General features: G+C 68.5%; 12 protein-coding genes. 7 read left to right on the plus strand and 5 right to left on the minus strand.

All coding sequences use genetic code 11. The features are described from left to right. Positions 1 to 5: 5 nt before the first annotated feature. The gene (locus N788_RS10715) at positions 6 to 965 is read right to left on the minus strand and encodes a LysR family transcriptional regulator (RefSeq protein ID WP_034224876.1); all 960 of its coding nucleotides are present in this window, start codon (positions 963 to 965) and stop codon (positions 6 to 8) included. A 119-nt stretch (positions 966 to 1084) separates the two neighbouring features. On the opposite strand from N788_RS10715, the gene aceB reads away from it, so the two are divergent. From aceB to N788_RS10735, 4 genes are all read left to right on the plus strand, one after another. Then, a complete protein-coding gene (gene aceB, locus N788_RS10720; protein WP_034224878.1) occupies positions 1085 to 2686 on the plus strand; it encodes a malate synthase A in 1602 nt (533 codons plus the stop codon). A gap of 122 nt (positions 2687 to 2808) precedes the next feature. Then, the gene (gene aceA, locus N788_RS10725) at positions 2809 to 4113 is read left to right on the plus strand and encodes an isocitrate lyase (RefSeq protein WP_034224880.1); all 1305 of its coding nucleotides are present in this window, start codon (positions 2809 to 2811) and stop codon (positions 4111 to 4113) included. A gap of 114 nt (positions 4114 to 4227) precedes the next feature. Next, positions 4228 to 5244 carry a GGDEF domain-containing protein gene (locus N788_RS10730; protein WP_084696013.1) on the plus strand — a complete coding sequence of 339 codons (1017 nt, stop codon included), beginning with the start codon at positions 4228 to 4230 and terminating at the stop codon, positions 5242 to 5244. Positions 5245 to 5315: 71 nt separating this feature from the next. Next, entirely contained in the window at positions 5316 to 7943 is a 2628-nt protein-coding gene (locus N788_RS10735) for a putative peptide modification system cyclase (RefSeq protein WP_051924580.1), read from the plus strand. A 20-nt stretch (positions 7944 to 7963) separates the two neighbouring features. On the opposite strand, the gene N788_RS10740 is transcribed toward N788_RS10735, so the two are convergent. Next, entirely contained in the window at positions 7964 to 8236 is a 273-nt protein-coding gene (locus N788_RS10740) for an NHLP-related RiPP peptide (RefSeq protein ID WP_034224884.1), read from the minus strand. 145 nt (positions 8237 to 8381) lie between these two features. On the opposite strand from N788_RS10740, the gene N788_RS10745 reads away from it, so the two are divergent. Further along, positions 8382 to 9560, plus strand: a complete 1179-nt coding sequence (locus tag N788_RS10745) for a putative peptide maturation dehydrogenase (protein WP_034224886.1) — start codon at positions 8382 to 8384, stop codon at positions 9558 to 9560. Here N788_RS10745 and N788_RS10750 read toward each other — a convergent pair. The 3 genes from N788_RS10750 to ubiK are packed head-to-tail and all read right to left on the minus strand — an operon-like array spanning position 9557 to position 11807. Continuing rightward, positions 9557 to 9982 carry a GFA family protein gene (locus N788_RS10750; protein WP_034224888.1) on the minus strand — a complete coding sequence of 142 codons (426 nt, stop codon included), beginning with the start codon at positions 9980 to 9982 and terminating at the stop codon, positions 9557 to 9559. The two genes, N788_RS10745 and N788_RS10750, sit on opposite strands and share 4 nt — an antisense overlap. A 25-nt stretch (positions 9983 to 10007) precedes the next feature. After that, positions 10008 to 11522 (minus strand): YifB family Mg chelatase-like AAA ATPase, encoded by a 1515-nt coding sequence (locus N788_RS10755; RefSeq protein WP_034224890.1) that lies wholly within the window; start codon positions 11520 to 11522, stop codon positions 10008 to 10010. Between the two features lie 18 nt (positions 11523 to 11540). After that, a complete protein-coding gene (gene ubiK / locus N788_RS10760; RefSeq protein ID WP_034224892.1) occupies positions 11541 to 11807 on the minus strand; it encodes a ubiquinone biosynthesis accessory factor UbiK in 267 nt (88 codons plus the stop codon). A 179-nt stretch (positions 11808 to 11986) separates the two neighbouring features. On the opposite strand from ubiK, the gene N788_RS10765 reads away from it, so the two are divergent. Continuing rightward, complete coding sequence (locus tag N788_RS10765) at positions 11987 to 13303, plus strand: ammonium transporter (protein ID WP_034224893.1); 1317 nt, start codon at positions 11987 to 11989, stop codon at positions 13301 to 13303. A gap of 20 nt (positions 13304 to 13323) precedes the next feature. Then, positions 13324 to 13662 (plus strand): P-II family nitrogen regulator, encoded by a 339-nt coding sequence (locus N788_RS10770; RefSeq protein WP_034224894.1) that lies wholly within the window; start codon positions 13324 to 13326, stop codon positions 13660 to 13662. The last annotated feature ends 54 nt before the right edge of the window (positions 13663 to 13716 follow it).

The following is a 13716-nucleotide window of genomic DNA, read 5'->3' on the forward strand; positions in this document are numbered from 1 at the left end:
TCGCCTCAGCGCTCGGAGTGGCCTGAGTCGAAATAATCGCGGCGCTGGAACAGGCCGGGTTTGACCAGGTCGACGAAGGCGCGGGCCTGCGGACTCAGGTACTTGCCCTTGCGCATCACCACGCCGTAGCTGCGCGGTGGGAAGTAGTCGGCCAGGCTGCGCGCGACCAGGCGCTGCTTGTCGGCCTCGGTCAGGCAGATCGCGGTGACGATGCTGATGCCCAGGTCCATGGCCACGTACTGCTTGATCACCTCCCAGCCGCCCACTTCCAGCGCCACCGTGTAGGGCACGCGCTGCTGCTGGAACACCAGGTCCACCAGCCGGTAGGTGGTGAGCCGCCGCGGCGGCAGGATCAGGCCGTAGGGCGAGAGGTCCTCGAGCCGCAGGTCGGGCTTTTTCGCCAGCGGATGCCCGGGCGGGCAGATCAGCATGGGATCGAAGGAATACACCGGCTCGTAGGCCAGGTCGGTGGGCACGTCGAGCATCGAGCCCACGGCCAGGTCCACCCCGTCCGAACGCAGCAGGCCCAGGCCGTCCTGCCCGGTGACGTTGTGCAGCACCAGCTGCACCTCCGGGTGCTGTTCCCGGAAGGCCTGCACCAGGGTTGGCAGCAGGTAGAGGATGGTCGAACTGCCCGCTGCCACGTGCAGCTCACCAGCCTTCAAGCCCTTGATGCGGCTGCGGAATTCCGCGTCCAGGCCGTCCAGGCCCTCGACCAGGGGCCGGGCCAGGTCGTAGAGCAGCTGGCCTTCCCGGGTCAGGCTGAAGCGCCGGCCGATGCGCTCGAAGAGCGGTGTGCCCAACTCGCGCTCCAGGGCCTGCACCTGCAGGGTCACGGCCGGCTGGCTGAGGAACAGGGCCTCGGCCGCCCGCGTCACCGAGCCCAGGCGGGCCACCTGGCAGAAGGCCCGCACGGGCTTGAGTCGGTCGCCCTTGTAATAAAAACGGGGCTTGCGCTCGGCCATAAGTGACTGTTTCCGCTTTGGTATAAGGTGAGCTTATACCAAGTATCAAAACATTTGTTTTGTCAAAGTCACCGTTCCGGACCTAGGGTCGAAGCCAGTCCCGACTCCGGAGTTCCCCCATGGCAGGCGACGCGGCACGCACCCTTTCCCCCCTGGCCCTGCTCGGCCCGCGCCTGGCCGGCCAGGAAGACCTGCTGGGCCCGGCGGCCCTGGATTTCCTGGTGGACCTGCATCGCGCCTTCGAGCCCGGGCGCCAGTCCCGGCTGGCGGCCCGGCGCGCGCGCCAGGCCCGCTTCGACGCCGGCGAACTGCCGGATTTCCGCGAAGACACCCGCGCCATCCGCGAAGGCGACTGGACCGTGGCGCCGATCCCGGCGGCCCTGCTTGATCGCCGCATCGAGATCACCGGGCCGGTCGAGCCCAAGATGGTGATCAATGCCCTGAACTCGGGCGCCAGCTGCTACATGGCCGACTTCGAGGATTCGACCAGCCCGACCTGGGAGAACCTGCTGGTCGGCCAGCGCGCCCTGCGCAAGGCCACCAGCGGCACGCTCGACTGGATGGCGCCGGACGGCAGCAAGCACTACGTGCTCGACCCGAAGTCCACGACCACCCTGATCGTGCGCCCGCGCGGCTGGCACCTGGACGAAAAACACGTGCTGGTGGACGGCGAACGCCTGTCGGCCAGCCTGTTCGACCTGGGCCTGTTCGCCTTCCATAACGCCACCGTGCTGCAGGCGGGCCAGCGCGGCCCGTATTTCTACCTGCCCAAGCTCGAGAGCATGGAAGAAGCGGCGCTGTGGGAAGAGGTGCTGTCCTACATCGAACAGCGCCTGCGCCTGCCGGCCGGCTGCATGAAGGTGACCGTGCTAATCGAGACCCTGCCGGCGGCCTTCGAGATGCACGAGATCCTGCACGCGCTGCGCGGCCGCATCGTCGGCCTCAACTGCGGCCGCTGGGACTACATCTTCAGCTACCTCAAGACCTTCCGCCGCCATCGCGACCGGGTACTGCCCGAGCGCGGCCAGGTCGGCATGACCCAGCCCTTCCTCAAGGCCTACTCCGAACTGCTGGTGCAGACCTGCCACCGCCGCGGCGCCCACGCCATGGGCGGCATGGCGGCGCAGATCCCGATTGCCGGCGACCCGATCGCCAACGAGGAGGCCATCGCCCGCGTCCGCGCCGACAAGCAGCGCGAAGTCGAGGCCGGCCACGACGGCACCTGGGTCGCGCATCCGGCGCTGATCAAGGTGGCGCGGGAGATCTTCGACGCCGGCATGCCCGGACCGAACCAGCACGACACCCGCCGCGAAGACGTGCAGGTGACCCGGGACATGCTGATCCGCCCGAGCGTCGGCACCATCACCCGCAAGGGTTTCGACAACAACGTCGAGGTTTGCGTGCGTTACCTCGCCGCCTGGCTCGACGGCAACGGCTGCGTGCCCATCCACTGGCTGATGGAAGACGCCGCCACCGCCGAGATCGGCCGCGCCCAGCTCTGGCAGTGGCTGCACAACCGCAACCTGCACCTCGACGACGGCACCCCCGTGGACTTCTCGCTGTTCGACCGCGCGCTGCTGGCGCTGCCCTCGAAGCTCGCCGACCGGATGAAGCTGCCGGGCGGTTCGAAGATCAACGAAGCCATCGCCCTGCTCGACGAGCTGACGCACGCCGATGAGCTGGTCGAGTTCCTCACCTTGCCCGCCTACGAGCGCCTGTAATCGTCTGACCCGTTGTGGGAGGGACTTCAGTCCCGATGCCTTGCCGATGAAAGCATCGGGACTGAAGTCCCTCCCACAGGGCAACCCGAACTCCAGACTCCCACCGAAAAGGACCTGCCGCCATGACCACCGCCCTCCCCACCGCCGAACAACTCACCCAGACCTGGGCCAACGACGCCCGCTGGTCCGGCATCCAGCGCGGCTACGGCGCCGACGAGGTGGTGCGCCTGCGCGGCACCGTCAACATCGAATACTCCCTGGCCCGCCTGGGCGCCGAGAAGCTGTGGAAGTCGCTGGGCAGCGAGCCCTTCGTCAACGCGCTGGGCGCGCTGACCGGCAACCAGGCCATGCAGCAGGTCAAGGCCGGCCTGAAGGCCATCTACCTGAGCGGCTGGCAGGTCGCGGCCGACGCCAACGTCGCCGGCGAGATGTACCCGGACCAGTCGCTGTACCCGGCCAATTCGGTGCCGCTGGTGGTCAAGCGCATCAACAACGCGCTGCTGCGCGCCGACCAGCTGCACCACGCCGAAGGCAATGACGACATCGATTTCCTGCAGCCGATCGTGGCCGACGCTGAAGCGGGCTTCGGCGGCGTGCTCAATGCCTTCGAGCTGATGAAGGCGATGATCGAGGCCGGCGCCGCCGGCGTGCACTTCGAGGACCAGCTGGCCAGCGTCAAGAAGTGCGGCCACATGGGCGGCAAGGTGCTGGTGCCGACCCAGGAAGCGGTGCAGAAGCTGATCGCCGCGCGCCTGGCCGCCGACGTCATGAACGTGCCGACCCTGCTGGTCGCGCGCACCGACGCCGAGGCCGCCGACCTGCTGACCAGCGACATCGACGACAACGACAAGCCCTTCTGCACCGGTGAACGCACGCCCGAGGGTTTCTACAAGACCCGCAACGGCATCGACCAGGCGATCAGCCGCGGCCTGGCCTACGCGCCCTACGCCGACCTGGTGTGGTGCGAGACCGGCAAGCCGGACCTGGAGTTCGCGCGCAAGTTCGCCGAAGCCATCCACGCCAAGTTCCCGGGCAAGCTGCTGGCCTACAACTGTTCGCCGTCCTTCAACTGGAAGAAGAACCTCGACGACGCCACGATCGCGAAGTTCCAGAAGGAACTGGGCGCGATGGGCTACAAGTTCCAGTTCATCACCCTGGCCGGCTTCCACGCGCTCAACTACGGCATGTTCGAACTGGCCCACGGCTACGCGCGCCGCCAGATGAGCGCTTTCGTCGAGCTGCAGGAGAAGGAGTTCGCCGCCGCCGACAAGGGCTTCACCGCGGTCAAGCACCAGCGCGAGGTCGGCACCGGCTACTTCGATTCGGTGACCCAGGCCATCCAGGGCGGCAACAGCTCCACCGTCGCGCTCAAGGGCTCGACCGAAGAAGAACAGTTCCACGGGGAGCGCCAGGCGGACGCCGCCTGATCCGCGCAGGGCCGGCCCCGACAGGGGACGGGGCCGGCCCGATTTTGACGGATATCGCTTTTCCGGCCTCCGGTCCCGGTTACACTCAGGCCATCCAGAGGTCGAGTCATCCCAGTGAGTCCAGCCGATCATCCGGGCCCGATCGCCGCCGAAGCCGGCAGCGACGTCGAGGCCCGACTGCCGTCCCAACTGTCACCCGACCAGTTCCGGGTGCTCGCTTCGGTGGGCGTCAGTCGCGCGGTGTTGCCCGGCGAAGAGCTGTTCGGGCGCGGCGAAGACGGGCAGAGCATGTTCCTGGTCGACACCGGCGAAGTGCGCCTGTGTTTCGACGACGGCCTGGTCGACAAGCTGCTCGGTCCCGGCCAGTACTTCGGTGAACTCGCGGTTTTCATCGGCCGCCACCAACGATTCGCCCGCGCCGTCGCCGAGACCGCCGGCGTGCTTTACGAGATCACCCAGGACGCCTTCGAAACCCTGATCGAACGCGAGCCGGCGCACGTGGCGCGCTTCATGCGCCGCAGCTTCGCCTACCTGGTCGCCGGCGAACACCAACTGGTGCAGGGCCTGCGCCGCCGCAACGAAGACCTGCTGCAGACGCTCGACACCCTGCGCCAGACCCGCAGCGAACTCACCGTCGCCCAGCAGCTGGTGCGCAGCGACGACCTGACCGGCCTTTCCAATCGCCGCGGCCTCTACCGCTACCTGGACGAACTGGGCCACCAGCCCCTGGCCGGGCAGCGCCTGGCCCTGCTGCTGATCGACATCGACCACTTCAAGAAGATCAACGACCGCAGCGGCCACCTGGCCGGCGACTCGGCGCTGCGCGCCATCGCCGAAGAAGTGCGCCGCATGGCCGGCCCGCTGGAGCTGCCGTGCCGGCTGGGCGGCGACGAATTCGCCCTGGTGCTGCGCGTCGCCGACCGCGGCGAGCTGGCCAACCGGGCCCTGGGCCTGCTGGCGGCCGTGCGCAGCCTGCGGCTGCCGAGCCTGGGCGAGAGCCGGCTCAGCGTCAGCGTCGGTGGCGCCTTCTGTGCCGACCCGGGTGGCTGGGCGGCCTGGTACAGCCAGGCCGACAAGGCCCTGTACGCCGCCAAGCGCCAGGGCGGCGACGCCTGGCGCCTGGACGAATAATTCTCTGTCCGGCGTGCCAGGGCGCCTGCGTTCACCCCGTTAGGACGCTTGCCAGCTGATAAATGGACGTCATGGAATCCCGCCACCCGAGTCGCCCCGATGCCCCCGCCGTGCGGCCCATGCTGCGCGCGGTGCTGGTGTGCGACATCGCCGGCTCGACGGCGATGGTGGAAAAACTGGGCGATGCCCGGGTCGCGGGCTTCATGCAGCGGCACGACCAGCTGCTGCTGCAGGCCCTGAAACTCTGCCACGGCCAGCTGGTGGACAAGGCCGACGGCGTGCTGGCGCTGTTCGAGCGGCCGATCCAGGCCCTGGACTTCGCCCTGCGCTACCAGCGCGGCCTGTACGAACTGGGCAAGTCCGAAGGCATCGAACTGCGCGCCCGCACCGGTATCCACGTCGGCGACGTGATGACCTGGGCCAACCATCCCCGCGACGTGCAGGCCGGCGCCAAGCCGATCGAAGTCGAAGGCCTGGCCAAGCCGGTGGCGGCCCGGCTGATGAACCTGGCCACGCCCGGCCAGATCCTGATGTCGGGCATGGCGCAGAACCTGTCCCACCGCGCCGTCGGTGAGCTGGGTGAACGCGCCGGCCGCCTGCGCTGGCTGGTGCACGGTCGCTACCGCTTCAAGGGCGTGCCGGCACCGATGCTGGTGCACGAAGTCGGCGAACCCGGCATCGCGCCGCTGCGGGCCCCGGAGTCGGGCGCCAAGGCCTGGCGCGAACTGCCGATATGGCGGCGGCCGCCGGTCATCGCCGCCGAAGCCCTGCTGCTGGTCACCCTCGGCGTCGGCCTGCTGTGGACCACCTTCCGCAGCGAACCCGCCATCGCCTTCGCCGAGCGCGACTGGGTGGTGGTGGCGGACGTGCAGAACCAGACCGACGAAACCCTGTTCGACGATGCCCTGGATACGGCGCTCCGGGTTGGCCTGGAACAGTCCCAACATGTGAATGTCTTCAGCGACCTGCGCGTGGATGGCGCCCTGGCGCGCATGCAGCGGCCGGGCCAGCCACTGGATCGGCGCCTGGCTGCCGAACTGGCGCTGCGCGAGGGCGCCCGCGCCGTCATCCTGCCAACGGTCGCGCAGGTGGGGGGTGTCATCCGGGTCAGTCTTGAGGTGATCGACCCCCAAAGTGGCGTGACGATCTACAGCGAAAGCGCAGACGGCAGGGGGATGGAAAGCGTCTTGCCTTCGCTCGATGCATCGCTGGTCCAGGTGCGCAGTCGCCTGGGCGAAGCCATGGGCGCGGTAGCGGGCCAGGAAATCGCCCTGGAAAAGGCCACGACCGGAAACATCGAGGCCCTGCGTGCACTTTCACTGGGCATGCAGGCCCGAAGCGAAGGCCGGGCCGCGGATGCCAAGGTCTTGTTCGAGGAAGCGGTAAAGCTCGACCCGGGCTTCGCGATGGCCTGGCTGAGACTGGCCTTCCTGGCCTACGTACAGGGCGACGCCGAAACCACCCAGGCCCACCTGGACCAGGCACTCGCGCATCGTGATCGGTTGACCCGGCGTGAGCTGCTTTTCCTGGAAGGCGCCGAGGCGACTCTTGCGAACGCTCCCCGCGCCGTCGAACGCTTCCGGCTGTTGACCTCGCTTTATCCGGACGACTTCCGGGCCAAGTACAACGAAGCCTACTTCGCACATTTCGACCTGCTGCGCCCGACCGAAGCGCGACGCGCACTGCAAGGCACCGACGTAAGCCAGAACGCCGCCCGCGTGAACGCCCTGTACCTGGATGCCTCGGTGGCCCTGGCGCTGGGCGAAACCGAACGGGCGGTTTCCGAGTTCGAGAGGGCCATGAACCTCGGCCATGGCGGCAACGTCCGGGAATACGTGGACGCACTCACTGCGCTACGGCGCCATGACGAAGCACGCCGCATTGCAACGCTGCAGGCGCCCGTGGGCATCGTCTGGCAGGACATCGAAAGCCGCTACCACGAAGCCAGCCTGCCCCTCGACCTGGGCGACTGGCCCAAGGCCCGGGCTGCCGTGGCCAGGCTGCGCGCCGAGGGCCTGGTGGCCGAAGCCCCGGCGGTGGTCATCGACACCCTGGACCTGATGGCCTTCTCCCTGCGCGTCTACGCGCCGGACGAGAGCTTCGGGAAGGACCTGCGCGACTGGGCCCTGCGGCAGTCTAAAACGCTGGAGGATTCGGGGCTCATGTTGCGGCGCCAGGTGATCTTCCGCCTGCTCGCCGGCGCCTGGATGGCCGCGAATACCGGCGACGTCGAACTGGCCAGGAAACTCCTGGACACGGTCAGCGACGAGCCACAGGCCAGCGTGTACCCCGCCAATGCCGCCATGGCCCGGGTCGTGCAGGCAGAGCTTGCGCTCGCGGAAGGACGGCCTTCCGACGCTATCGCCGTGCTGAGCGAGGATGTCGAGAAGGACCGGGCGATCTATTTCAGCCGGGCGGTATTGCTTCGGGCGCTCGTGGCCGCAGGTGACCACAAGGAAGCCGTCCGCATGGCGACCTGGTTGGCCGAGAACCGCGGTATCGCCTTTGGCGAACCCACCTACGTCTGGGGCTGGCAGCTGGCCAACGTCGCGGAAAGCACATTGGCCCTGCAAACCCTTGCCAAGGTCTCGAAGGACCTGGATCCGGTGCGTGCCGACAAGGCGGCCAAGGACTTCAGCACCGCCTGGCCCGGAGGCGAGGCCTTCCCCGAGGTGGTGCGCAGGGGCGGGGCGCCCTGAAGGCACCCCATCCCGCGGAATCAGCGCTTGGGCGTCTCGAGGTTGATCGGATTGAACGGGGACTGGGATTCAACCAGCACCTTGCGGAATTCCTGGCGCGACTTGTTCAGGACTTCCTTGTCCGCCAGGGCCTTCATCTCACTTTCCGGCAGGCTGTCGACCGCGGGATCGTCGGTGCCCAGGGAGCGCGTGGCTTCCTTCGGGTTGGCCTGGAAACGGGCACGGAAAGCATCGTCGCTGGACAGCTTGTCGAGCAAGGCGTCGGCGGTCTTTTCGGAAAGTGGCTTGGACATCGGATTCCCCTGGCAATGGCACGAAAGGCGTGCCGCGGCAGTCTAGCCGGGGTTCGTATTTGCTGTCAGGCCGCCCTGAAACCTGTCGTCACCAGGCCAGCGCTGGCAAGATGCCGCGTCTTCCCTTTCCAGAGCGAGTCCCGGGATGCGTTTTCGACGCTGCAGTCACCTGATGGTCGAGCTGGACCAGACGCCCCGGTTTTCGCTTGAGTCGCTGTTCCAGGGCGGTGATGGACTGGACCGGTCGGCGCGCTGGATGGCGCATGCGCCCCATCTGCCGGATTCGGTGCCGGTGCAATGGCAGGACCTGGCCGTGCTGCAGTCGCTGCCCGACGGGCAATGGCTGGAACGCGACGCGGTGGCCCAACACGCCGAGGCGATCGACCGGTTGCTTGCCAGTGGGCTGCTGATTACCGACGAATCGGCGCAGGACGGGGTCCGCCGGCGCGACGACAACGCGCGCGAGATCGCCTGGTGGACGCCCGCCCTGGTGGCCCAGGCGCATGGCACCTGGGAGGCGGTGGACATCGAGGACCGCAACAACAAGGGCCTGATGCTGTCGAGCGAGCAGATGGTGGAAGCCTTCGGCGCCGCGCCGGAGCCGGATTTCCGGCGTGCCCCGGACGGGCCGGTGCAGGCCCTGGCGACCCCGACCCGCACGGGCTTCGACGAGCTGCTGGCGGCCCGCCGGACCTGCCGCAATTTCGACCCGGCGGCGACGCTCGACGCCCGCTCCTTCGCCACCATGATGCGTCGCGTCTGGGGCGCCCTGGGCACCAAGACGCTGGCGCCGGGCGCGGTGGCCGTGAAAAAGACCAGCCCGGCCGGCGGTGGCCTGCATGCGGTCGAGGCCTACGTGCTGGTGCAGCGCGTGGAGGGCGTGGCGCCGGGCTTCTACCACTACCTGTCGATGCAGCACGCGCTCGAGCCCCTGCAGGCACTGTCTACCGAGGAGGCGGCGGCGTGGGCGCACCGGTTCGTGGCCGGCCAGGACTGGTTCCACGACGTGCCGGTGATGGTGGTGATGGTGGCGCGCTTCGACCGGCTGTTCTGGAAGTACCGCCGCCACACCAAGGCCTGGCGCGTGGTGCACCTGGACGTGGGGCATCTGTCGCAGACGATGTACCTTTCGGCGACCGAGCTGGGCCTGGGTTGCTTCGTCACCGCCGCCATCAACGACCGTGACGTGGAGCAGGCCCTGGACCTGCCGCCGCTGCGCGAGGGCGCGATTGCGCTGGTGGGCTTCGGGCCGCGGGCCATGGAAATGAAGACCCTGGAGCTCGACGTGTTCGACCCGGTGACGCCCGGCGAGGCCGTGGCCTAACCGCTGCCGGGCGCCGCCTTGCGCGGCAGCCCGTCGTCCGCCGTCGGCAGCCAGGGCGCGTGGGTGTCGTAATAGACGTGCACCTGCGGTTCGCGGTCGAGCGGGGTGTCGAAATTGCTGCGCACGATGTGCAGCTCGCCGGCCCACTTCTGCGACCGGAAGAACAGCGTGCTGCCACAGCGCGTACAGAAGCCACGTTCGGCGCCGGGGCTGGATTCGTACCAGGTAAGCCGGCCGTCGGGGTCGTTAATAACAACCTGCGTGGCCTCGAAGCCGACCCAGGTGACCACGCCGGCGCCGTGGGCGCGCTGGCACAGGCTGCAGTGGCAGTGGGCCATCCATTTCGAGGGTAGCGTGGCGTCGAAGCCGAGCGCGCCGCACAGGCAGCGACCGGATGCAGTTTCAGCGGAAACAGGGCTCATGGCGACCTCCTGCCGCGATGCTAGCTCAGGCCGGCGGGCCGGGGCGATCCAGCAACCGGTAACCGATGGCTTCGGCAACATGCTCGGTGCCGATGGCGTCGGCACCAGAGAGGTCGGCCAGCGTGCGCGCGACGCGTTGGATACGGTGCAAGGCGCGGGCCGAAAGTTGCAGCTGGTCGATGGCGCGTTCCAGCAAACGGCGATCCTTTGGCCTGAGCAGGCAATCGCGGTCGGTGCTTGCCTGGTCGAGCTGGGCGTTGGGTACGCCGGCACGTTCGAGTTGCCGGGCGCGCGCCGCCAGCACGCGTTCGCGCACCGCGGCGGTCGATTCGCCGGGCGGCTGGTCGGGACGCAGCTGGGCCGGCGGCAGTCGTGGCACGGCCAGCTGCAGGTCGATGCGGTCCAGTAGCGGTCCGGAGAGCTTGGCCCGATAACGCGCCACCGATTCGGCGCTGCAGCCACAGCGGCCGCTGGGATCGCCGGCCCAGCCGCAAGGACAGGGGTTCATCGCGGCGACGAGTTGGAAGCGGGCCGGGAACTGGCTTTGTCGCGCTGCGCGCGACACGGTGACACAGCCCGATTCCATCGGTTGGCGAAGGGTTTCCAGCGCCTGGCGTGACCACTCGGCCAGTTCGTCCAGGAACAGCACGCCGTTGTGCGCCAGCGAGACCTCACCGGGGCGTGGGTTACCGCCACCACCGACCAGCGCCACCGCGCTCGCCAGATGATGAGGACTGCGGTACGGCCGCTGTCGCCAGCGGGACAAGTCCAGGCCCTGGCCGCTGACCGAGTAGATGGCGGCGGTTTCCAGCGCCTCGGCCTCGCCCGGATCCGGCAGCAGCCCCGGCAGGCGAGAGGCCAGCAAGGTCTTGCCGCAGCCGGGCGGACCGATGAACAGCAGTGCGTGGGCACCAGCGGCAGCGACTTCCAAGGCGCGCCGTGCGGCCGCCTGCCCGCGCACGTCGCGAAGGTCCGGGTAACGCGTCGTGGCCAGGGCAACGTCGCTGGTGCTGGCCGTGGGCAACACCGACTCGCCGCGCAGGTGCGCACAGACCTCGAGCAGGGTGCGCGCCGTGAATGCACGACCGTCACTGGCCAGTGCGGCCTCGGCGCCATTGGCCGTGGGCACGATCAGTGAGCGGCCTTCGCGCGCTGCAGCCAGGGCCGCAGGCAGCACGCCGTCGACGGGCTTGAGCTCGCCGGTCAGCGCCAGCTCGCCCAGTAGCTCCACTTCGCCCAACGCCTGCACGGGTACCTGCCCGCTGGCGGCCAGTAGTCCCAGTGCAATGGCCAGGTCGTAGCGGCCACCTTCCTTGGGGAGATCCGCTGGCGCCAGGTTGACGGTGATGCGCCGCTGCGGGAACTCGAACTGCGCATTGCCAATGGCCGAGCGCACCCGCTCGCGACTCTCGCGCACGGCGGTGGCCGGCATGCCGACCAGGGTGAAGTTCGGCAGGCCACCGCCCAGGTGCGCCTCGACCCGCACCGCGGGCGCGAGCACGCCAACCCGGGCGCGGCTATGCGCCAGCGCCAGGTTCATCGCAGGGGAAGCGGGGGCTTAGTGGGCGCTGGCGTCGGGCGCGCCGCCGCGGGCCTCGAGCTCGGCCAGCTTGCGCTCCAGGGCGTCGAGCTTCTCGCGGGTGCGCAGCAGCACGGCGCGCTGCACGTCGAATTCTTCGCGGGTCACCAGGTCCAGCCGGTTCAGGCCCGACTGCAGGGTGGCCTTGAAGTTCTGTTCCAGGTCGGCGCGCGCGTCCTTCAGGCCCGGGGGCACCAGGTTGCTTAGCTTGCGGGCCAGGTCGTCGATGTTCTTGAGGTCGATCATGGGGTCGCTCCGGTGGGGTGGGGCCACGATGCGCCCGGGCGTGGCCGGCGTCTGTCGGGGATTCCCCACGGGGCCCACAAGAATTCCACGCCCGGGCCGAGCAATCAATCGCCGCGTGGCGGGCAAGGTTCAGGTGTCCCCGCTTTGCCACCCTTCCCCAGCCACTGGAGGCCACGACCATGGTCCGCGCCCTGCCGTTGCTTTTGTCCACCCTGCTCCTGCCCGGGCTTGCCCTGGCCAGCCCTGCCGCGCCGCCGCCCATCGATTCGGGCGACACCGCCTGGATGCTCACGGCCACCGCCCTGGTGCTGTTCATGGTCATCCCGGGCCTGGCGCTGTTCTACGGCGGCATGGTGCGCTCGAAGAACATCCTTTCCGTGCTGATGCAGTGTTTCGCCATCACCGGCGTCATTTCGGTGGCCTGGGTGGTGTTCGGCTACAGCCTGGCCTTCGACACCACCGGCATGGAAGCGGGCACGGTGAACCTCGCGTCCTTCGTTGGCGGCCTGGAGAACGCCTTCCTGAGGAACCTCACCAAGGAAAGCGTCGTCGGCGCCTTCCCCGAAAGCGTCTTCATCACCTTCCAGATGACTTTCGCCATCATCACCCCGGCGCTCATCGTCGGCGCCTTCGCCGAACGCATGCGGTTCTCGGCGATGCTGGTGTTCATGCTGCTGTGGTTCGCCCTGGTCTACGCCCCCATCGCCCACATGGTCTGGGCCGGCGACGGTGGCCTGATGTGGGACTGGGGCGTGCTCGACTTCGCCGGCGGCACCGTGGTGCACATCAATGCCGGCGTCGCCGGCCTGGTGGCGGCCCTGGTGCTGGGCAAGCGCCAGGGTTATCCGGTCACCCCCATGCCGCCGCACAACCTGGCCTACACCCTGGTCGGCGCGGCGATGCTGTGGGTGGGCTGGTTCGGCTTCAACGCCGGTTCGGCGGTGGCCGCCGATGAAACCGCCGGCATGGCCATGCTGGTCACCCAGGTCGCCACGGCCGCCGCGGCCCTGGGCTGGATGACGGTGGAATGGATCACCCACGGCAAGCCCAGCGCCCTGGGCATCGCCTCGGGCGTGGTCGCCGGGCTGGTGGCCATCACCCCGGCGGCGGGTACGGCCGGGCCGGTAGGCGCCATCGCCATCGGCTTTATCTCGGGCGTGGCGTGCTTTTTCTGCGCCACCTCGCTCAAGCGCCGGCTGGGCTACGACGACTCGCTGGACGTGTTCGGCGTGCACGCCATGGGCGGCATCGTCGGCGCCCTGCTGACCGGCATTTTCGCGGCCCCGGCCCTGGGCGGCTTCGGCACGGTCACCGACATCCCGGCCCAGGTCTGGGTGCAGGCCAAGGGCGTGGGCTTCACCATCGCCTACACTACGGTCGTCACCTATGTCCTTCTGAAGCTGGTCGGCCTGGTCATCCGGCTGCGGGTGGACGAGGACCAGGAAGCCGAGGGACTGGACCTCGCCCTGCACAACGAACGCGGTTACAACCTTTGAACCCCCCGGGAGATCCTTCCATGAAAATGGTCATGGCCATCATCAAACCCTTCAAGCTCGACGACGTGCGCGAGTCCCTGAGCGAAGTCGGCGTCTCGGGCGTTACGGTCACCGAAGTCAAGGGATTCGGCCGCCAGAAAGGCCACACCGAGCTCTACCGGGGCGCCGAATACGTGGTCGACTTCCTGCCCAAGATCAAGCTCGAGGTCGCGGTCACCGACGACCAGGCCGACCGGGTGGTGGAAGCCATCCAGGCGGCGGCGAACACCGGCAAGGTCGGCGACGGCAAGATCTTCGTCTACGACCTCGACAAGGTGCTGCGCATCCGCACCGGTGAACTCGACGGCGACGCGCTCTGAGGCCAGTCCGCCCCACGAAAAAGGCCCCGCAGTGCGGGGCCTTTTTTTATCGGG

Source organism: Arenimonas donghaensis DSM 18148 = HO3-R19 (assembly GCF_000743535.1).
GTDB lineage: Bacteria > Pseudomonadota > Gammaproteobacteria > Xanthomonadales > Xanthomonadaceae > Arenimonas > Arenimonas donghaensis.

Coding starts and splice junctions, on each gene's coding strand:
- N788_RS10715 (WP_034224876.1), bottom strand. CDS start 965: ATGGCCGAGCGCAAGCCCCGTTTTTATTACAAGGGCGACCGACTCAAG.
- aceB (WP_034224878.1), top strand. CDS start 1,085: ATGGCAGGCGACGCGGCACGCACCCTTTCCCCCCTGGCCCTGCTCGGC.
- aceA (WP_034224880.1), top strand. CDS start 2,809: ATGACCACCGCCCTCCCCACCGCCGAACAACTCACCCAGACCTGGGCC.
- N788_RS10735 (WP_051924580.1), top strand. CDS start 5,316: ATGGAATCCCGCCACCCGAGTCGCCCCGATGCCCCCGCCGTGCGGCCC.
- N788_RS10740 (WP_034224884.1), bottom strand. CDS start 8,236: ATGTCCAAGCCACTTTCCGAAAAGACCGCCGACGCCTTGCTCGACAAG.
- N788_RS10745 (WP_034224886.1), top strand. CDS start 8,382: ATGCGTTTTCGACGCTGCAGTCACCTGATGGTCGAGCTGGACCAGACG.
- N788_RS10750 (WP_034224888.1), bottom strand. CDS start 9,982: ATGAGCCCTGTTTCCGCTGAAACTGCATCCGGTCGCTGCCTGTGCGGC.
- N788_RS10755 (WP_034224890.1), bottom strand. CDS start 11,522: ATGAACCTGGCGCTGGCGCATAGCCGCGCCCGGGTTGGCGTGCTCGCG.
- ubiK (WP_034224892.1), bottom strand. CDS start 11,807: ATGATCGACCTCAAGAACATCGACGACCTGGCCCGCAAGCTAAGCAAC.
- N788_RS10765 (WP_034224893.1), top strand. CDS start 11,987: ATGGTCCGCGCCCTGCCGTTGCTTTTGTCCACCCTGCTCCTGCCCGGG.
- N788_RS10770 (WP_034224894.1), top strand. CDS start 13,324: ATGAAAATGGTCATGGCCATCATCAAACCCTTCAAGCTCGACGACGTG.